We start from the raw sequence: 19,559 nt of genomic DNA on the forward strand, positions 1-19,559 counted from the left end.
CTTGCGCGAATGGCACGCTAACCCATCCCTCGGGCGTGGTCCGACACGAAGTTGTCCGAGGTTCGTCGTTTCATCTGTCGCTCGTCATATGGCGGCCGCCGAGCTGGTCGGATCCGCGTGCTGCGGAACTTCGCGGCCGGACGCCGCGTGCAGGGCGGCTGCACGTCTGCATCGAAATCGTGCGTCTGCACGCACGATGAGCCGAACAAAAGCAGAAGAGGCGAGGGAACTTCGTTCTTCTCAGGAGAACCACGGACCGTGCGATCTACGCACGCGTGTAGGAGTTTGGTAGTTTCAAGGAAAAGTCTTGACGAGCTCGATCGGCCCGACGATCGCGGCATTGAAGTCGGCGAGGTCTTCGCTGGGAATCCAGTACTCGAGATGCTCTCGGCCGCCGGCCTCATGCACTTCGTACGCGTCGATGAAGCGTCGCAGGATCGCGAAGCGCAGCACATGGCCGCAGCCGCTCGCCGGTACGTTCCAGTCCCTCGCGATCTTCACGGCATAGGCCTCGGTCAGCACCGGGTAGAAGATCGGCTGCTCCGGAAGGCGCGGCGGAAACGCCCGCATGCCCGAGGCCGCGATCAAGGCGAACTCCTTTGGGCCGACCGGGCGTCACAGCGTGAGGGTCTGTTCCTTGTTGGATCCGGTCATGCTGGTCCCGAAAATTGGAAGCGGTAGGGGGCTCACAGAGAAGGACCAGCAGGATGATAGGGCACGGTCGAGACCACAATAACAATTTATAATTGAAGTGGCGTCTGTCACTGGCGCGAGAGGCGAGGTTGGAGCGCTCGGACAGGCCGGTCGTAATTCGCATGATCGCCGGTCGGCGGCTGCGCCGCTCGCGCGCATGGCCTCCGCCTTCAGCCGAGCCAGGATCCTCTCGCGGTCGCCGTCATCCAGCATCCCTTACTTCGCTTGTGGGCCCGCTCGTCGGGCAGCGCTTCCTCAGCGGTGCTCGGTGCACTGGCGCCGGCCCTCGGCCCCTCGAGCGGCAGGCGCGTCCCCGCGGCTGTCAGGGGTTTGCGAAGAGAAGAGGCGTGATTGTCGAGAAGAACATATTGCGAACAAAGAACGGATGGAGTACATTCACCTCAAGATTGCTGGCCGACCTCGTTAACCGTTTGTCCATCTCGCGAATCCCCGCCATAAGGAGCGCCAATGTCCGCCACCGCCCTGCGTATCGTCGAAGGTTCCTCAATGGATAAGAGTAAGGCGCTCTCTGCTGCGCTGTCCCAGATCGAACGTCAGTTCGGCAAGGGCTCGGTGATGAAGCTGGGCAAGAACGACCGCTCGATGGATGTCGAGACGGTGTCGACCGGCTCGCTCGGGCTCGACATCGCGTTGGGGATCGGTGGGCTGCCGAAAGGGCGCATCGTCGAGATCTACGGTCCGGAATCCTCGGGCAAGACCACGCTGGCGCTGCACACGGTGGCGGAAGCGCAGAAGAAGGGCGGCATCTGTGCCTTCATCGATGCCGAGCATGCGCTCGATCCGGTCTATGCGCGCAAGCTGGGCGTCAACATCGATGAGCTCCTGATCTCACAGCCGGATACGGGTGAGCAGGCGCTGGAGATCTGCGACACCCTGGTGCGTTCCGGTGCGGTCGACGTGCTGGTGGTCGACTCGGTGGCGGCGCTGGTGCCGAAGGCCGAGCTCGAAGGCGAGATGGGCGAGTCGCTGCCGGGCCTGCAGGCCCGCCTGATGAGCCAGGCTCTGCGCAAGCTGACGGCCTCGATCAACAAGTCCAACACGATGGTGATCTTCATCAACCAGATCCGCATGAAGATCGGTGTGATGTACGGCTCGCCGGAGACCACCACCGGCGGCAATGCGCTGAAATTCTATGCCTCGGTCCGCCTCGACATCCGCCGCATCGGCGCGATCAAGGAGCGCGACGAGGTGATCGGCAATTCCACCCGTGTGAAGGTGGTGAAGAACAAGCTGGCGCCGCCGTTCAAGCAGGTCGAGTTCGACATCATGTATGGCGAGGGCGTCTCCAAGATGGGCGAAATCCTCGATCTCGGCGTCAAGGCCGGCATCGTTGAGAAGTCCGGCGCCTGGTTCTCCTACGATAGCCAGCGTCTCGGGCAGGGACGTGAGAATTCGAAATCGTTCCTCAAGACCAATCCGGACATGACCGCCAAGATCGAAGCCGCGATCCGCCAGAACTCCGGCCTGATCGCCGAGCAGATCCTGGCCGGCAATGCCGAGCGCGACGCCGACGGCGAGGAGCCGGCGGAGGAGTAGAGCTACGACGGCGGCGGGTGCCATGGACGTCGTGTTGCCGACGTTCCGGCGCCCGTTTGCAGAAGTGTGGTGTTCTGCCGAAATCTGCGTTGCTGCATGACCAATGCAGTGAGCCCGGGTTTCTGAGCGCCGGATACGATCTTCAGCGCGAATAGTCGAAAGCGTGCGGGCGGACGAGCGGACCGGATCCGCGCGGCGGCACCAACATTTCCGGCGCCGGTCCTGGGCGCCGGGAGCCGATCGCAAACGTGTTGATAGCCTTGAGCCAATCAGGTCGTGCCGGAGCCAACAGCATGACGCGTTTGATTCTAGCGGCCGATGATCCCAGCGCCGGAGCGCTTCGGAGGGGCGGCTTTGCCGACCTGGTGGTACCAATTCTCCATCGTTTCGTGTGGGGACCGCTGCCATCCGATGCCGAATTATCGGCTTATCTCGTCCAGCGCACCGTGCGACGGAAGCGGGGGCATTGGTTGGATTTCGCCTCGCGCGTCGACTTCATGGCGGTCGGCGGGCGGAGTCAGAGTTTTCTCGAACTTGTCGACCGTTGCGATAGCGTCGAACTGTGGATGGGGACCCGTCCGAACGATCAGTTGGTGCTGATCTGGCTCTTGGATTATCTGCGCGATTACGCCGAGATCGCGACGAAGATCGTGTTGCGACACCTCGATGCGCCAGTCTTCGACGCCTTGGCCAGACAACCCGCCGGCCGGACCATTGCCGGCGTAGCGCTCGCGCGTGAGCATCTCGACCTGGGCCATCTGGCATGGCAGGCGTTTCGAACGCCGACGCCGCAAGCCTGGTTCGATCTGTTGAAGCAGGATCTCAGTGCACTGCCGCAGCTTCGCCGCTGCGTGCAGGAGATGCTCGATGAGCTTCCCGGTGTTGCCACGGGCCTGGGAGCATCGGAACTGCGAATCCTCGAATTGCTGTCAGCCGGCTATCAGCACCCCTTCGACCTGTTGCCGCATCATCGGGATCGCTTTCAACGCCGCGTCTATGACTATTGGGAAGGAGGCACGTTGCTTGACGGTCTGGCACTCGCGCCGGTGCCGGCAATTTCGGGCCTCGACGAATGGCCGTTCTCGGTCGAGATGCACGACAGCCGTGAACGCCTCGAGCGCTACAAGGCCAGCAGGCTGTCGCTGACGCCGCTCGGCAAGGCAATCCTCGCCGGCGAGGAGGATTTCAGCAGCCATAATCCGATCCGGCGCTGGTGGGGCGGCATCGAATTGATCAACGCCAATCTCTGGCGTTGGCATGCGGCGCTCATCGCTCCGGATCCGGGCACGTCTGACGTCATTGATTGTCGCGAGCCGTGGCGCCCGATCGCTCGGAACATGCGTGAGGAAGCTTACTCCGCCGCCTGGGCGTAGTCCGCCACCGGCGGACAGGAGCACACCAGATTGCGGTCGCCGTAGACGTTGTCGACGCGGCCGACCGGGCACCAGTACTTGTCGGTGCGCGAGGTGCCCGCGGGGAAGCAGCCCTCGCTGCGCCGGTAGGCCCTGTTCCAATCGTCGTCGGCGATGTCGTGCACCGTGTGCGGCGCGTGGCGCAACGGCGAGGCCTCGATTCCGAAGCGGCCCTGTTCGACCTCGGCGATCTCCTTGCGGATCGCGATCATGGCGTCGCAGAAGCGGTCGAGCTCAGCCTTGGACTCCGATTCCGTCGGCTCGATCATCAGGGTGCCCGCCACCGGGAAGCTCATAGTCGGCGCGTGGAAGCCGTAGTCGATCAGCCGCTTGGCGATGTCGTCGACGGTGACGCTGCTGCTCTGCTTGAGCGGCCGCGGGTCGATGATGCATTCATGCGCGACGCGGCCGCGCTCATTGCGGTAGAGCACCGGGAAATGCGCATCGAGCCGCGCCGCGACGTAGTTGGCGTTGAGGATCGCAATCTCGGTGGCGCGGGTCAGGCCGTCGCCGCCCATCAGCAGCATGTAGATGTAGGAGATGGTCAGGATCGAGGCCGAGCCGTAGGGGGCGGCCGAGACCGGCCCGATCGGATGCGCGCTCGCGCCGTCGGTCGCTGGGTGACCGGGCAGGAAGGGCGCCAGATGCGCCTTGACCCCGATCGGACCCATGCCGGGGCCGCCGCCGCCATGCGGAATGCAGAACGTCTTGTGCAGGTTGAAATGGCTGACATCGGCGCCGTAATCGCCGGGTCTGGAGAGGCCGACCTGCGCATTGAGGTTGGCGCCGTCGAGATAGACCTGTCCGCCGTGGGCATGGACGATGTCGCAGATGTCGCGGATGTGCTCCTCGAACACGCCATGCGTCGAGGGATAGGTGATCATGATGGCGGCGAGCTTGGCGCTATGCACTTCCGCCTTGGCCTTGAGATCGGCGAGATCGACATTGCCGCCTGCATCGCAGCCGACCACGACCACCTCCATGCCGGCCATATGCGCGGAGGCGGGGTTGGTGCCGTGAGCGGACGAGGGAATCAGGCAGATCGTGCGGTGGCCCTCGCCGCGGGCGGCATGGTAGCCCCGAATGGCCAGAAGCCCGGCATATTCGCCCTGCGCGCCCGAGTTCGGCTGCAGCGACACGGCGTCATAGCCGGAGATGCGGCACAGCCAGTCGGTCAGATCGGCGAACATCGTGTGATAGCCGGCCGCCTGCGCGCGCGGCACGAACGGGTGCAGGCTGGAAAATTCCGGCCAGGTCAGCGGGATCATCTCGGTGGTCGCGTTCAGCTTCATCGTGCACGAGCCAAGCGGAATCATCGCACGATCGAGCGCGAGGTCGCGGTCCGCAAGCTTGCGCAAATAGCGCAGCATCTCGGTCTCGGAGCGATGCGCGTGGAACACCGGATGCGCGAGGTACGGCCGCTGCCGCTTGAGCTCGGCCGGCAGCGCCTCGCGGGCTTCCGCCTCGATCGTCGTGTAGGAGAGGTCGCCGCCGAATGCGCGCCAGACGGCTTCGACGACATCGGCCGTCGTGGTCTCATCGAGTGCGATCCGCAGCCTGCTGCCGTCGCGCCCGAGATTGATCCGCTCGCCTTCGGCGCGGGCGATGATCGACCCGGACTTGGCGCCGGCCTCGACGGTGATCGTGTCGAAGAAGGTCTCGCTTTCCGGCGCAAAGCCGAGCTTGCGCAGCCCCGCAGCCAGCACAGCGGTCCGCCGATGCGCGGTGCGGGCGATCGCCTTCAGCCCATCCGGGCCATGATAGACCGCATACATCGCGGCGATCACCGCCAGCAGCACTTGCGCGGTGCAGATGTTCGACGTTGCCTTCTCGCGCCTGATGTGCTGCTCGCGGGTCTGCAGCGCCAGCCGATAGGCGGGGGCACCGCGCGAATCGACGGACAGGCCGACGATGCGGCCGGGCAGCGACCGCTTCAGCGCATCGCGCACCGCCATGTACGCCGCATGCGGTCCGCCATAGCCCATCGGCACGCCGAAGCGCTGCGCCGAGCCGATCGCGATGTCGGCGCCGAGTTCGCCCGGCGAGGCAATCACGGTCACGGCCAGCAGGTCGGCGGCCAGAATCGCCAGTGCGCCCTTGTCGTGCAGCTTGGCGATCGCGGCGCGCGGATCGCGCAGCGCGCCCGTCGTATCCGGATATTGCAGCAGGCCGCCGAACACCTCGGCGCCGTCCAGATCCTTGGCGGGATCGCCGACGATCAGCTGCCAGCCGAGCGGCTCCGCGCGGGTGCGCAGCACCGCCAGCGTCTGCGGATGCACGTTCCGATCGACGAAGAATGCCTTGGTCTTCGCCCGCGCCGACCGCTCGGCCAGCGCCATCGCTTCCGCCGCCGCCGTGGCTTCGTCCAGCAGCGAGGCGTTGGCGACGTCGAGCCCGGTGAGATCGCAGATCATGGTCTGGAAGTTGAACAGCGCCTCCAGCCGCCCCTGGCTGATCTCCGGCTGATAGGGGGTGTAGGCCGTGTACCAGGCCGGGTTCTCCAGGATGTTGCGCTGGATCACCGCCGGCATCAGCGTGCCGGAATAGCCCTGGCCGATCAGCGAGGTGAAAACCTGATTCCGCGCCGCGAGTGCGCGCATCTGTGACAACGCTTCGGGCTCGCTCAGCGCCGGCCCCAGGGTGAGCGGCGCCGTCTGCCGGATCGTGCCGGGCAGCGTCTGCGCCATCAGCTCCGCGACGCTCTTGGCGCCGACGGTCTCCAGCATCGCCGCGACGTCGCGCGGCGAGGGACCGATATGGCGGCGGGCGAAGCTGGTGGCGGCATCATCGAGCGGCTTGAGCGGCGTGGTCATGAGCAAATCCTCTATGCCTCGTCATGCCCCGCGACGGCGGGGCGTCCAGTAAACAGCGACAGCGAGATCGGCAGACCGTAGCCCGGGCGAGCGGAGCGACCCGGGACCCCTGGTCCCGCATCGCTCCGCTCATGGGGGCTACGCTCCGCCCGTCTCACGCCGTGTGCGCCTTGTAGGCGGCCTCATCCATCAGGCCGCCGAGCTCGGCCCGGTCGGCGATCTTGAGCTTGAAGAACCAGGCCTTGCCGCCGGCGTCGGTGTTGACGAGCGCAGGCTCGTCGACGATCGCCTGGTTGACCTCGACCACCTCGCCGGTGATCGGCGCGTAGACGTCGGAGGCGGCCTTGACCGATTCGACCACGGCGGCGGCTTCCGACTTCTTCAGCGCGCGGCCGACCTGCGGCAGCTCCACGAACACGACGTCGCCGAGCTGGGCCTGCGCATAGTCGGTGATGCCGATGGTGGCTGTGTCGCCATCGATGCTGAGCCATTCATGGTCGGAGGTGTAGAGCGTAGTCATGGACGTCCTTCAGCGCTTGTAGGTGTTGGGAACGAAGGGCATGGCGGCGACCCGCAGCGGCAGGCGTTGGCCGCGCACATCGGCGAACAACGGGGTGTCGAGCGCAGAGAGAGTGGTCGGCACGTAACCCATCGCGACCGGCGCATTCAGCGTCGGGCCGAAGCCACCAGAGGTGACCTTGCCGACCGGCTCGCCTGAATCGGCCGAAGCGAACAGCGCTGCTCCCTCGCGCACCGGCGCGCGGCCCTCGGGCCGCAAACCGACGCGGCGGCGTGTCGCACCGCCATCGAACTGCGCGAGGATCTTGTCAGCGCCGGGGAAGCCGCCGGCGCGCGCGCCGCCGGTGCGGCGGACCTTCTGCACCGACCATTCCAGCGCAGCTTCCACGGGCGTTGTCGCCGTGTCGATGTCGTGGCCGTAGAGGCAGAGCCCGGCCTCGAGCCGCAGGCTGTCGCGGGCGCCCAGCCCGATCGGCAGCACGTCCTTGTCGGACAGCATCGCCTCGGCGAGCCGCTCGGCCTGATCGGCAGGCACCGAGATCTCGTAGCCGTCCTCGCCGGTGTAGCCCGAGCGCGAAACGTAGCAGGCGAGCCCATCGACGCTGCGCGGCCCCGCGTCCATGAACCGCATCGCCTCGGCCTCTGCACAGAATTTCGTCAGCACGGACGCCGCCTTCGGCCCCTGCAGCGCCAGCAGCGCGCGGTCGGTCAGCGGTTGGACCTCGCAGACGTCGGACACTCCGTCGCGCAGCAGCGCGATGTCCGCCTCCTTGCAGGCGGCGTTGACCACCAGCACCAGGTGCTCGCCGAAATTCGCCACCATCAGGTCGTCGAGGATGCCGCCCTCGGCGTTGGTGAACTGGGCATAGCGCTGCCGGCCGGGCGGGATGCCGATGACGTCCTGCGGCACCAGCCGCTCCAGCGCCGCCGCGGCGTCGGCGACGTTGCCGGATTTCGGCAGCAGCGCGACCTGGCCCATGTGGGAGACGTCGAACAGCCCGGCCGCGCTGCGGGTATGGAGGTGCTCCTTGAGTACGCCGGGCGCGTATTGCACCGGCATCTCATAGCCCGCAAAGGGCACCATCTTGCCGCCGAGGCTGACATGCAGCGCATGCAGCGGCGTTCGCTTCAAAGAAAGGGGGGCAGCCGGTTCAGCCATCGATCAGGGGTCCTCGCGCGGTTCCTCGGGACCAGTCCCGAAAAACGCCACCGAAGCCCCATCTGTCGCTGTGCCTGAGAGTATTATCCCGTCGGCGGACGCGTCCCGGGATCATGCCGGGCGAGCGTCTCTTTCCAGATGCAGTTGCAGGCGCGAGGGTCCTTTTGCCTGAGAGTTTCCGGGGCGGTTGCTCCTTCGGCGCCGACCCTTGACGTTCAACCAGAACCTCAAAAGGCCAGTCTCTCCCGACGCGACTGTCGTCTATGTCCGGGACCAAACACCAGCCCGCGCAAGCTGTCAACGCGTCACTCGGGCTTTCAACCAGCTTTAGGAGCCGTGCAGCAAGCCCATGATGTTTCTGCACAGTTTCTGGACACGCGAAGTCGCCTTGTCTAAAAGCATTGCCGCCGAATTCCCGGACTTCTTCGATTGGATTGCTATGAGCGGCGTCAACGAGATCAGGTCGACCTTCCTCAATTTCTTCGCTGCGAACGGCCACGAGATCGTGCCGTCCTCGCCGCTGGTGCCGCGCAACGACCCGACTTTGATGTTCACGAACGCCGGCATGGTGCAGTTCAAGAACGTCTTCACCGGGGTCGAGAAGCGGCCCTACAACCGCGCCACCACGTCGCAGAAATGCGTCCGCGCCGGCGGCAAGCACAACGACCTCGACAATGTCGGCTACACCGCCCGGCACCACACCTTCTTCGAGATGCTCGGCAACTTCTCCTTCGGAGATTACTTCAAGGAGAACGCCATCGAGCTTGCCTGGAAGCTGGTCACCAAGGAGTTCGGCCTCCCGAAGGACAAGCTGACCGCGACCGTCTACATCGACGACGACGAGGCGTTCGGGCTCTGGAAGAAGATCGCCGGCCTGCCGGAATCGCGCATCATCCGCATCGCCGGTTCGGACAATTTCTGGCAGATGGGCGACACCGGCCCGTGCGGCCCGTGCTCGGAGATCTTCTACGACCACGGCGACAAGATCTGGGGCGGCCCGCCGGGATCGCCGGAGGCGGACGGCGACCGCTTCATCGAGATCTGGAACCTCGTGTTCATGCAGTACGAGCAGCTCGAGGGCGGGGTCCGCAATCCCCTTCCGAAGCCGTCGATCGACACCGGCGCGGGCCTCGAGCGCGTCGCCGCGGTGCTGCAGGGCAAGCACGACAATTACGACATCGACCTGTTCGTCGCGCTGATCCGCGCCATCGCCGACCTCACCAATGCCGACCCGCAGGGGCCGCAGAAGGCGTCGCTTCGCGTGATCGCCGACCATTTGCGCGCCTCGTCGTTCCTGATCTCGGACGGCGTGCTGCCGTCCAACGAGGGCCGCGGCTATGTGCTGCGCCGGATCATGCGCCGCGCGATGCGCCACGCCCAGCTGCTCGGCGCCCGTGAGCCGCTGATGCACAAGCTCGTCGGCACGCTCTCGCGCGAGATGGGCCAGGCCTATCCCGAGCTGATCCGCGCCGAGGCGCTGATCAAGGAGACGCTGCGGCTCGAGGAGACCCGCTTCCGCAAGACCCTGGAGCGCGGGCTGGCTATCCTCGACGAGAAGTCGGCCTCGCTCTCGAAGGGCGACATGTTCGACGGCGACGTCGCCTTCACGCTGTACGACACCTACGGCTTCCCGCTCGATCTCACCCAGGACGCGCTGAAGTCGCGCGGCATCAGCGTCGACCAGGCCTCCTTCACCGATGCCATGGACCGCCAGCGGGCCAAGGCGCGCGCGGCGTGGGCCGGAAGCGGCGAGGCGGCGACCGAGACTGTCTGGTTCCCGCTGCGCGAGAAGCTCGGGGCCACCGAGTTCCTCGGCTATGAGACCGAGACCGCGGAGGGCGCGGTGACCGCGCTGGTCAAGGACGGCGCTGAGGTTGACAGCCTCAAGGCCGGCGAGACCGGCGTCATCGTGCTGAACCAGACGCCGTTCTATGGCGAGTCCGGCGGCCAGGTCGGCGACACCGGCCTTATGACCGGAGACGGCGTCCGCGTGCGCATCACCGACACCCAGAAGAAGGCCGGCGACCTGTTCGCGCACATCGGCACCGTGGAGCAGGGCACGCTCAAGCTCGGCACCGCGCTGCAGCTCGACGTCGATCATTCCAGGCGCTCGGCGATCCGCGCCAATCACTCCGCCACCCACATCCTGCACGAGGCGCTGCGCCAGGTGCTCGGCGACCACATCGCCCAGCGCGGCTCGCTCGTCTCGCCCGACCGGCTGCGCTTCGACTTCGTCCATCCGAAGCCGATCTCTCCGGAAGAGCTCGCCCGCGTCGAGGACATCGCCAACGACGTCGTGCTCGAGAATGCCGAGGTCACGACCCGGCTGATGGGGCTCGACGATGCGCGGGAGGCCGGCGCCCGCGCGCTGTTCGGCGAGAAATATGGCGACGAGGTCCGCGTCGTCTCGATGGGCAACGCCGCGCGCGAGCTGGGCTCGAATGCCATGGGCTGGTCGGTCGAGCTGTGCGGCGGCACCCACGTCAGGCGCACCGGCGACATCGGCCTGATCGCGGTCACCTCGGAGAGCGCGGTGGCGTCCGGCGTCCGCCGCATCGAGGCGCTGACGGCGCGCGGCGCGCGGGCGCATGCCAACCACAACCTCTCGCTCGCCAAGGCGGCGGCAGCCGAGCTGCGCACCACGGTCGAGGATGTGCCAGCGCGCATCACCGCGCTGATGGAGGAGCGCAAGAAGCTCGAGCGCGAGCTGTCGGACGCGCGCAAGAAGCTCGCGATGGGCAGCGGCACCTCGATCGGCAACGGCTCGCCGGCAGCCGGGATTCGTGACGTCTCCGGTATCAAGCTGATGGCCCGCGCCGTCTCCGGAATCGAGATGAAGGACCTCAAGTCGCTCGCCGACGAGGCCAAGAAGCAGCTCGGCTCCGGTGTGGTCGCGCTGGTCGCGACCTCCGAGGACGGCAAGGCCGGCGTCGTGGTCGGCGTCACCGCCGATCTCACATCGCGCTTCAATGCGGTCGACCTCGTGCGCGCCGCGTCCGAGGCGCTCGGCGGCAAGGGCGGCGGCGGCCGACCTGACATGGCCCAGGCCGGCGGCCCGGACGGCACCAAGGCGGAGGCTGCGCTGGCCGCGATCGAGAGTGCGATCGGCAAGGCAGGCTGATCGTGCCGACGCTCGGGCCGGGCGAGAGCGTTCGCGATCCCGATCTGCGCGACCGGCTGTACGAGCTGCTCGAGCACGACCATCTGCCGAGCACGCACGGCTCGCGCATCGTCCAGTTCATCGTGCTCGTCATCACGCTCGACGTGCTGGCGGTGGTGCTGGCCTCCGACCCGGACATCGCGGCTTCCATTGGCGGATTGCTGCGAGCGATCAAGGTCTGTTCGCTGATCGTGTTTGCCGCGGAGTATGTCGCTCGGCTCTGGAGCGTGGCGGGGCACATGCCGCGGCGCCAGTCGCCGCACCGGGAGCGGCTCGCCTACGCCTTGTCCGCGCTCGGCCTGATTGATCTCCTGTCCTTCGTGCCGGCGTCCATCGCGCTGGTGCTTGGCGATCGCACGCTGGAAGCCCTGTGCATCGTGCTGCCGTTCCTGAAGCTGGTGCGCTATTCGCCGGCGCTGCGCTCGCTCTTGTCCGCCGTGCAGGCCGAGCGGCGCATCCTGATCGGCTGCCTCGTCATCCTGGCCGGCGCGGTGCTGCTGTTCGCCTCGCTGCTCTACGCGGTCGAGCGCGATGTCCAGCCCGACAAGTTCGGCACCATCCCGCATGCGATGTGGTGGGCGATCGTGACACTCGGCACCGTCGGCTATGGCGACGTCGTGCCGGTGACGCCGCTCGGCCGCATCATCACGGTGTTCGCGATCATCTGGGGCTTTGCCATGATCGCGCTGCCGGTCGCGATCATCTCCACTGCGTTCGCCGAGGAGATCAAGCGGCGCGATTTCGTCGTCACCTGGGGCATGCTGGCGCGGGTGCCGCTGTTCTCGCATCTTTCGGCGTCCGAAATCGCCGACATCATGCGGCTGCTGCGTGCACGCACGATCGAAGGCGGCGAGGTGCTGGTGCGGCGCGGCGATCCGGCGTCCTCGATGTATTTCATCACCACGGGCGAGGTCGAGATCGAGCTGCCGACGCAATGCGTCAAGCTCGCCGACGGCACCTTCTTCGGCGAGATCGCGCTGCTGCACCGGACCAAGCGCTCGGGCACCGTGACGGCGACGCGCAAGACCCGGCTGCTGGTGCTCGACGCGCAGGATTTCCATGCGCTGATCGCGCGCATGCCGGCGCTCGCCGCGCATGTCCGGACCATCGCCAAGGCGCGCATGGCCGATTCCGGCGATCTTGCCCTCGCCGAGCTGTCGCAGGCCGAACGCGACGACCAGCCGGACGCGTAGGACGCTGCTCCCGGATCGCTCGCAGTCCCCCGTCCCATCTTCCAACCAGTCAAACAGCCGGGCGTGCACACACGGTCCCGCGGCGCGGTCGCGCCCGGGGGATGCGGAAAGCATTCGCCCTCGAAAGACGATGAGGGCGCAGGGAATGCCGGGTGAGGGCCTCACCCATGGCCCGCCTGCGGAAAAAATGCAGGCGGCAGGTACCACAGGCAAAGCCGGTTCATCCGGCATTCCCTGCGCGGCGGTTTTAACGCTTATACGCGATCTCCTCGGTGCACCGGGCTTGTTGGCCACCGTTCGCGCAATGCGCTCCAAGCGCATCGCGCGGGACATCAGCATCGGGATGCCAGGACCACGCGACTTCACGTCCGCGAGCGCATCATTCGTCCGCACCCGAAAGCGCGCTGATGCCCTCACGTCCACCGCATTGCCGGCCCAACGTCTCGTGACGACGCGTACGCCCCTCATCCGGACCGGAACGCGGATAGAATAGACATGATTTGCTGATTTTCGGAAGTGATTTATTTTTGCGCGAAGCTCTTGAAACGAAAGATGTGGCTGAACGGAATGGGAAAATGGAAGCATTGACGCAGGCGATTTTGACCCGTGATCAGGAACGGTCCCGTGCTTTCGTCGGCGCGATAATGCCCGCCCGGCAAAATCGGCCAAGCTCGATGCCTCGTCGAAGATGGCGGCCGATCTCGCAATTCCACCGGGAGGTGCTACCTTTATGTTTCAGGCTCCGTTCTCTCGGAAAGGACCAATGTCGCAAATCAAGTCTCGGGTCGTCCCGTCGGCGCTGCCGCCCAGTGAAGCCGAGCTTGCGGATTGGCAGGCATTGAGTCGCGAGGAGCAGATCGCTCGCTTCAAAGAGTTCTTCGCGCACACTGATTGCGAGACGTGCACTGCCGAGACTGCTGAGGACATCATCGCGGCTGCTCGGCAGCGTGTTGCTGCGCGCCGTGGGTAGCTATCGCCTCACCATTCGAGCTCGCGACCTTCGAGCTGCTCTCAGATTCCCGGCCATAGGTCAATCAGCCGAGGACTTCCGGCGCGGGCTACGACGGTTTCAATTCCAGGCGCATGTCGTCTACTACACGATATCGGCTGATGTGTTCGAGGTCCGGGGTGTGGTGCTCCACGCGTGCCAAATCAGATCCAGTCTGTTTGATTGACGCAGTCGGCAGGCCGGGGACTCCGTCCAGAACGGGAGAACTCCGTGTTTACCCAAACCATCGCGGCGGCAGGCAATACCGAAATTCCGGCATATCTGACGCTGAACAAGCTCGGATACGAAATCGATCGTCGCTATGAGAGCGGCGGCGAACTCTGGAACGCAACGAAGGGGACGCTTCAACTCGTCGCCGAGAGCCCCCTGCAGCTGCTTGGACTTGCGTTGATGTACATGGAGCGCGGCGCCGACTGGCAGGCAGATGACGACGAGATCGATGCCTTCCTAAAGCGATTCTACCCGTGAGGTCGCGTTGTGATTCATGGAGGCCATTCGCCGGCCAGCATTGCAGCCCGTTCATCTTCCGTGAATTCGATCGCAATGCGTCCCAGCGCGCGTTGGCCGCGCGCGATCGCTATAACGCCGAGGAGTTGGCTGACAACGTCGGCATCCTGCGCCGTCGCGAGGTCGCGGAGTGCCATGTGGAGTAATTGGCCCCACGCCGCTTCGTAGCTCTCGCGCAGGTCAGCCGGCATCGCCGGATTGCGAGAGCCGTCTCCCGCAAGCTCGATGATCGCGATCATCGTGTAGGTCTGCCAGTCGGCAACACCGCGGCGCTCGCGAATTCGGACCAGACCGGGTACGGCGGCGAAGGATGCTTCGCCGACGTCACCTTGGTGGTGCAGCTCATTCCAGAGTTCGTCCCAGGCTGAGCTATCGCCACCTTCGAGGCGTTGCAGGGCTGGGCGCGGGTCGTAGGGAACGCGATAGCCGCCGAGGAGGCTGGCCCAGCGTGCTTCTGACAAATCGGGGTCTGACACTTTCATGCAGCAAGTCTCGTCCAGCTTGGGCGTGATCTCATGCGAGCTGAAAGGCGCAGGTCAACAGCCACGCCACGGTTCTCCAAATTGGTTGCCTTGTCGTGCGTCCGACGCATCCCGAGAGCCGCAACGGCGCGGAACACAATATTCCGCAATGCGGCATGTGACGCCCATGTCACACTTACGGTTATACCGACTCCCCAATATAATATGACTATTCAAAGGCACCTCGGCGCTTGCTAGGATTGCCATCCAATCTCAGGTTGACGAATTCGCTCCTCGAATGAGCGGCGGCCGGGATTGAGCCGTGGGGAAGCGCGTGCCGGGACGGAGGCTCTGGGCCGGACGCGACAGAACAACAGCCAGAGCCTGGGGACGCTGCGAGGAGCAGGAAAAATGAGTGGGTTTGCGACGACCGCACGTATGTGTGGCGTAGGGGTTGCTTTGTCTTGTTTGTTGGGCGGCGGTGCGCTCGCCGCCGATCTGCCGATGAAGGCGCCGCCGGTTCCCTATGCCGGTGTCGATGATTTCTGGACGCGGCCGTATCTGTTCGGCGATCTCGGCCGGACTAGGCTGAAGGAGCAGGGCATCTCGCTCGCGCTCACGCTCGGCGACGAAGCCGTCACCAATCTGTCAGGTGGCTCGCGCAACACCGCGGCCAATGCCGGGCAATTGTGGTTCGAGGCCAAGTTCGACATGGCCAAGCTCGCCGGCATCCAGGGCGGCCTGATCGGCGTGACGCTGGTCGACCGCTTCGGCAAGAATCTCAACAGCGAAGCCGGCATTCCGGCGCTGCAGCTGACCAACGAGGTGTTCGGCCGCGGCAACATCCTGCGCCTTACCGAGTTCTACTATCAGCAGAAGCTGTTCGACGACCGCCTCGTGCTCAAGGGCGGCCGGCTGCCGGTCGGCTCCGACTTCTTCTTCGGCCAGTGCGAGTTCATCAACCTGACCTTCTGCGGCGGCCAGCCCGGCAACATCCAGGGCGGCTACATCTACAACTGGCCGGTCAGCCAGTGGGCCGGCGTCGTGCACTACAACTTCACCAAGGAGTGGAAGCTGTCGGTCGGCGTCTACGATGCCAATCCGAACTACCTGACGACGTCGGACGCCGGCGTCTACCTGGCGCCGGGCATCGCGCGCTCCAATCCGGCCTCGGGCGTCCTGGTGCCGGTGGAAGTGGTGTGGGAGCCGAGCGGTCCGCTCAACGGCACCTGGCGCTTCGGCGGCTGGTATGACAGCGCTTCGACCATCGACGGCGGTCTGCCCGGCATCACCGGGGTCTACGCCGGCGGTCCCGGCGTGGGCGATCAGAACCTCAGCAGCCAGCGCGGCCGCTACGGCTTCTACGAATCGATCCTGCAGCGGCTGACCGTCGAGGGTCCGAAGGCGCAGGGCTGGTATACCTTCCTCAACACCAGCGTGGCCGATCACCGCACGTCCTATCAGGATTACCAGATCTCCTGGGGCGTCAAGCACACCGGCACCTTCTCGTTCCGTCCCGACGACGAGGTCGGCTTCGCGGTCGGCACCACGCATGTCAACTCGGCGGCGCTGACGCCGAATGCAGGCGGCAACGAAGTGCCGATCGAAGCCTGGTATGGCTGGCAGGCGACCGGCTGGATGAACCTGAAGTTCGACGCCCAGTATGTCATCAATCCGGGCGGACGCGGCTTCAACGCCGCCGGCCTGAAGACCGGCAATGCGGTGGTGCTCGGCCTGCGGACGGTGGTGCATTTCTGAGAAGCCTGTCAGGCGAGGGGCGGATGTGCAGCATCCGTCCCTCGCTGGGCTGAGACGATGAGCCGTCCTTTGCCGACGCCGAACCTGATGGGCCTGCCCATCGGGGTAGGGGCGCGATGCGTTGGTATCGGTTGACTCTTTTGCGCTGCGACACGACATCTCCCTGGCATTGCCGCGCCGGCCCAGGAGACCGCCATGACCGCAACCGACGTCCGTCTCGCCGCCGGCCAGCGCCTGGGCGACGAGGTCGTGGACTGGCTCACCAGCGGCACCCGCGACGAACGCTTCATCGACAACATCTTCGCGCAGATGTGCATCCGCCTGCAGCGCGCCGGAATCCCGGTGAAGCGCGCGTCGCTGCACGTGCAGATCAACCATCCGCAATGGCTCGGCGCGCGCATCCTGTGGAGCGACGGGATGGAGAGCTCCGAGATCAATCGCGTCGACTATGACGTCGGCTCGCGTTCCGAGTTCATCGGCAGCCCGGTGAGCGAGGTCTACAACGGCGCCGACGAGATCCGTGAAAACCTGGCGCGTGATCCCGCGCTCGGCCGGCAGCATGGCATCTATGACGACATGCGCGCGCAGGGGCTGACCGACTATGTCGCCTGGCCGATCTTTCACACGCTCGGCAAGCGCCACTGCGTGACCTTCGCGACCGACCAGCGCGGCGGCTTCGATCATGCCGAGATCGGCGCCCTGAAGCGGCTGCTGCCGGTGCTGGCGCTGGTCAGCGAGATCCGCATCAAGAACCGGCTGGCGCGCACCCTGCTCGAGACCTATGTCGGGCCGCATGCCGGCGAGATGGTGCTGGCCGGCGCGACCCGACGCGGCAGCGGCGAGACCGTGAGCGCCGCGATCATGATCTGCGATCTCCGCGACTTCACCAAGATCTCCGACAATTGGCCGCGCGACGACGTGATCGATCTCCTCAACGGCTATTTCGACGCGATGGTCGAGCCGATCACAGAGCATGGAGGCGAGATCCTGAAGTTCATCGGCGACGGCCTGCTCGCCATCTTTCCGCTTAGCCAGCCCGGCGCCTGCGAGAACCTGCTACACGCGGTCACCGGCGCCAGGCAGGCGATGGCGGCGCTCAACGCGCGGCATGCGGAAGGCGGCCGTGCGCCGCTGCGCTACGGCATCGGCATCCACGTCGGCGACGTCATGTACGGCAACATCGGCTCGCGCACGCGGCTGGATTTCACCGTGATCGGACCCGCGGTCAACATGGCTTCGCGCATGGAGGCGCTGACCAAGCAGGTCGGTCGTCCCGTGCTGATGTCGCGGGCCTTCGCCGAACTCGTCGAAGGCCCGTTCGCGCTCGAACGCGTCGGCGAATACCCGGTGCGCGGCTTCAACGACCCGATCGAGCTGTTTGCGTTCGAGGGGTAGGGCGTCGTACGAGCTGTGCCGTGCTCACGGCATGGCTCAGCGGCCGAACTCGTCCTGAAGCCGCAGGAATGTCTCGGTCGGGCGATCATAGCTGACGAGCCTGACGTCGAGGTCGAAGCTGGACGCCAGCAGCAGCGCGCGGCGCAGCGCGTCCTCGATCGAGCTCTCCTCATTGCCGAACGCGCCGCCGCCGACGCTGGTGAGCAGGGCAACGTTCGAGCCGCGTGTCGCGTTGAGGACCGCCGCCCAGATCGTTGCCTCGTAGCTGGCCTCGAGGATCAGGCGAGCGAATGTCTGCCAATATCGGGGGGCAGGGGAGCAGTAGGCCACGGGGAGCGCGGAGCAGAAGGCCTGTGACACTGTCGGTCGGGGCTCGCCCGCGTCGGTCAGCTCGACGTCGGAATGCAGGCCGATCCGAAGGTGTCCGCGCAATGCGTCGATCTCATCGCCATCGCTTGCGTCGAGGATGGCCGTGATGGTCTCGAGTCCGGTCCGCGTGCACAGGGCGTACCCGTTCGTCATCGCCCAAAGCTCGCCGCCGCGGGATAGACGGGACTTCAGAGCCGCCCCGACATCTGCGAGCGCGTCGAGCTGACGGTCGCGGGTCTGGCCCGATTCACCGCCGACCGGGGCAAAGTAGTTGCGATAGATCGTTGCGGCGCCGGCGGCGATCGCGCAGGCCGGCCCCTGCGTCGGATCATGCTGGTAGATCGTCACGCCGTCTTCCGGGGTCGCGTGGGGGCCGATCATCTCCAGCAGATTGAACTGCGAGGCGACCTGGAACAGGGCGCCGGCGAACTCCGGGACCAGATGAAGGGTGCGGACATCGCCGCTGACGAGACTCACGCGGAGCCGCCCGGTTCGACAGGCCGAGTCTTGGACCCTGGTCCGGAGCTCCGACAATTTCGGAAGCTCCAGCCGCCCGGTCTGGTAGCTCTTGCCATTGACCAGAGACGTCAGCCGTCCGTCTTCGCAGGCCAGTCTGGCGCGCGTCGAGGCATAGTCGGTCTCCTTGAAGCCGGTCAGGCGTTCGAACCAGTCCACGACATCAGCCTTTCGTTTTTGCTAGCCGACAACATGCGGCGAAATCGCCTCGGCGTCTGACGTTCGCGCGAGACGCAGTGTAAGCCATCGCAGCTCGCCGCAGCAATGAACGACTCTGTCGCCGTGCCTAGAGGATTCGCAGCGGCCGCCACCAGACGAGGCTCGGCGCGAACAAGGCCACTGCGAGCGCAAATGCGCCCCCGGCAATACAGATCGTGACGATGGTGCGCGGCGACAGGCCGCGGGCCTGCGGCAGGAATGTGAGCGCCCGGACGATCGCTCCGGTGATGAAGCCCGCTCTTGCGATCGGAAGCATCGGGATGTCGAGCAGATCTTCGAGCGTACAAGCGCGGCTGCAGCTGCCTTGCTCCAGCGTCCACCATTCTCGCAGGCCGCCGATCATTGTCGCCAGCGCGAGCAGCAGCGTCGCCGCCAGCAGCGCCCGCCACGATGGCATTAGCACCGCGATCGCATAGGAGATCAGGCAGACGGCGAGCATCTGCGTCAGGACGTCGAGCATCGTCGCGCGACTCAACTCTCATCCAGGAACGGCGCCACCACCTCGCGCGTCTCCGCGCTGGTGACCACCGGGACGATCTCGAACGTCATGCCGGTGTCGCGGGCGTTGGACAGGATCCATTGCTGCAGCAGGCGGGCGTCGTTGCATTCCATCAGTTGGAAGCAGCGGTCGAAATTCGGCTCGATCCAGCTGCCGAGATATTTCAAGCCGTCGGGAAAGGTGATGCCGGGGTCGCGAACGCGACGGTAGACGGGAATCGGATCGCGGTCCTTGAAACGCTCGATCACCATGAACAGCATGCGCGCCTCCGCCTGGGTCCGGCGCAGAGTGTGGACGGAATCGAGCAGGTGTTCCAGGTC

At 65.7% G+C, this 19,559-nt stretch carries 16 protein-coding genes and 1 riboswitch; of the genes, 8 read left to right on the forward strand and 8 right to left on the reverse strand.

The genetic code is table 11. The features are described 5' to 3' along the window. Positions 1–294: 294 nt before the first annotated feature. Entirely contained in the window at positions 295–588 is a 294-nt protein-coding gene (locus tag ACQR10_RS10350) for a hypothetical protein (RefSeq protein WP_315804347.1), read from the reverse strand. A 573-nt stretch (positions 589–1,161) separates the two neighbouring features. Here ACQR10_RS10350 and recA point away from each other — a divergent pair. Then, positions 1,162–2,250: a recombinase RecA gene (gene recA, locus ACQR10_RS10355; RefSeq protein ID WP_315804259.1), complete on the forward strand. Its 1,089-nt coding sequence runs from the start codon at positions 1,162–1,164 to the stop codon at positions 2,248–2,250. A 293-nt stretch (positions 2,251–2,543) separates the two neighbouring features. After that, a complete protein-coding gene (locus tag ACQR10_RS10360; protein ID WP_316218123.1) occupies positions 2,544–3,623 on the forward strand; it encodes a DUF1835 domain-containing protein in 1,080 nt (359 codons plus the stop codon). On the opposite strand, the gene gcvP is transcribed toward ACQR10_RS10360, so the two are convergent. The 3 genes from gcvP to gcvT all read right to left on the reverse strand — a co-directional run bounded on the left by gcvP (position 3,602) and on the right by gcvT (position 8,153). Further along, positions 3,602–6,475 carry an aminomethyl-transferring glycine dehydrogenase gene (gene gcvP / locus ACQR10_RS10365; RefSeq protein ID WP_316218122.1) on the reverse strand — a complete coding sequence of 958 codons (2,874 nt, stop codon included), beginning with the start codon at positions 6,473–6,475 and terminating at the stop codon, positions 3,602–3,604. The two genes, ACQR10_RS10360 and gcvP, sit on opposite strands and share 22 nt — an antisense overlap. A gap of 154 nt (positions 6,476–6,629) precedes the next feature. After that, positions 6,630–6,995, reverse strand: coding sequence for a glycine cleavage system protein GcvH (gene gcvH / locus ACQR10_RS10370; RefSeq protein ID WP_315804256.1), 366 nt, complete (start codon positions 6,993–6,995; stop codon positions 6,630–6,632). A 9-nt stretch (positions 6,996–7,004) separates the two neighbouring features. Then, positions 7,005–8,153 carry a glycine cleavage system aminomethyltransferase GcvT gene (gcvT, locus tag ACQR10_RS10375; RefSeq protein WP_315804255.1) on the reverse strand — a complete coding sequence of 383 codons (1,149 nt, stop codon included), beginning with the start codon at positions 8,151–8,153 and terminating at the stop codon, positions 7,005–7,007. A 146-nt stretch (positions 8,154–8,299) separates the two neighbouring features. Next, a riboswitch (glycine riboswitch) is annotated at positions 8,300–8,411 on the reverse strand. A gap of 181 nt (positions 8,412–8,592) precedes the next feature. Between gcvT and alaS the strand changes: the two genes are divergently transcribed. The 4 genes from alaS (at position 8,593) to ACQR10_RS10395 (ending at position 13,983) form a co-directional block, all read left to right on the forward strand. Next, a complete protein-coding gene (gene alaS, locus ACQR10_RS10380) occupies positions 8,593–11,274 on the forward strand; it encodes an alanine--tRNA ligase (protein ID WP_434911956.1) in 2,682 nt (893 codons plus the stop codon). A 2-nt stretch (positions 11,275–11,276) separates the two neighbouring features. Continuing rightward, positions 11,277–12,506 carry a cyclic nucleotide-gated ion channel gene (locus tag ACQR10_RS10385; RefSeq protein WP_434889186.1) on the forward strand — a complete coding sequence of 410 codons (1,230 nt, stop codon included), beginning with the start codon at positions 11,277–11,279 and terminating at the stop codon, positions 12,504–12,506. A gap of 763 nt (positions 12,507–13,269) precedes the next feature. Further along, the gene (locus tag ACQR10_RS10390; RefSeq protein ID WP_434911939.1) at positions 13,270–13,476 is read left to right on the forward strand and encodes a hypothetical protein; all 207 of its coding nucleotides are present in this window, start codon (positions 13,270–13,272) and stop codon (positions 13,474–13,476) included. A 249-nt stretch (positions 13,477–13,725) separates the two neighbouring features. Continuing rightward, positions 13,726–13,983, forward strand: a complete 258-nt coding sequence (locus ACQR10_RS10395; RefSeq protein WP_434911940.1) for a hypothetical protein — start codon at positions 13,726–13,728, stop codon at positions 13,981–13,983. A 14-nt stretch (positions 13,984–13,997) separates the two neighbouring features. On the opposite strand, the gene ACQR10_RS10400 is transcribed toward ACQR10_RS10395, so the two are convergent. Continuing rightward, positions 13,998–14,504 carry a hypothetical protein gene (locus ACQR10_RS10400; protein ID WP_434911941.1) on the reverse strand — a complete coding sequence of 169 codons (507 nt, stop codon included), beginning with the start codon at positions 14,502–14,504 and terminating at the stop codon, positions 13,998–14,000. Positions 14,505–14,894: 390 nt separating this feature from the next. Here ACQR10_RS10400 and ACQR10_RS10405 point away from each other — a divergent pair, with 390 nt between their 5' ends. Beyond that, positions 14,895–16,241 carry a carbohydrate porin gene (locus tag ACQR10_RS10405; RefSeq protein ID WP_316182525.1) on the forward strand — a complete coding sequence of 449 codons (1,347 nt, stop codon included), beginning with the start codon at positions 14,895–14,897 and terminating at the stop codon, positions 16,239–16,241. Positions 16,242–16,436: 195 nt separating this feature from the next. Further along, on the forward strand, positions 16,437–17,636 hold the full coding sequence (locus ACQR10_RS10410; protein WP_315804249.1) for an adenylate/guanylate cyclase domain-containing protein: 1,200 nt from the start codon (positions 16,437–16,439) through the stop codon (positions 17,634–17,636). A 36-nt stretch (positions 17,637–17,672) separates the two neighbouring features. On the opposite strand, the gene ACQR10_RS10415 is transcribed toward ACQR10_RS10410, so the two are convergent. The 3 genes from ACQR10_RS10415 to ACQR10_RS10425 form a co-directional block, all read right to left on the reverse strand. Further along, on the reverse strand, positions 17,673–18,680 hold the full coding sequence (locus ACQR10_RS10415) for a hypothetical protein (protein WP_434911942.1): 1,008 nt from the start codon (positions 18,678–18,680) through the stop codon (positions 17,673–17,675). Positions 18,681–18,807: 127 nt separating this feature from the next. After that, on the reverse strand, positions 18,808–19,215 hold the full coding sequence (locus ACQR10_RS10420) for a hypothetical protein (RefSeq protein ID WP_434883478.1): 408 nt from the start codon (positions 19,213–19,215) through the stop codon (positions 18,808–18,810). Beyond that, positions 19,212–19,499 (reverse strand): DUF3303 domain-containing protein, encoded by a 288-nt coding sequence (locus ACQR10_RS10425; protein WP_316182532.1) that lies wholly within the window; start codon positions 19,497–19,499, stop codon positions 19,212–19,214. The genes ACQR10_RS10420 and ACQR10_RS10425 overlap by 4 nt, the downstream gene beginning before the upstream one ends. Positions 19,500–19,559 lie beyond the last annotated feature (60 nt).

It is taken from the genome of Bradyrhizobium sp. HKCCYLRH2060 (genome assembly GCF_051168135.1).
In the GTDB taxonomy this organism is placed as follows: Bacteria; Pseudomonadota; Alphaproteobacteria; order Rhizobiales; family Xanthobacteraceae; genus Bradyrhizobium.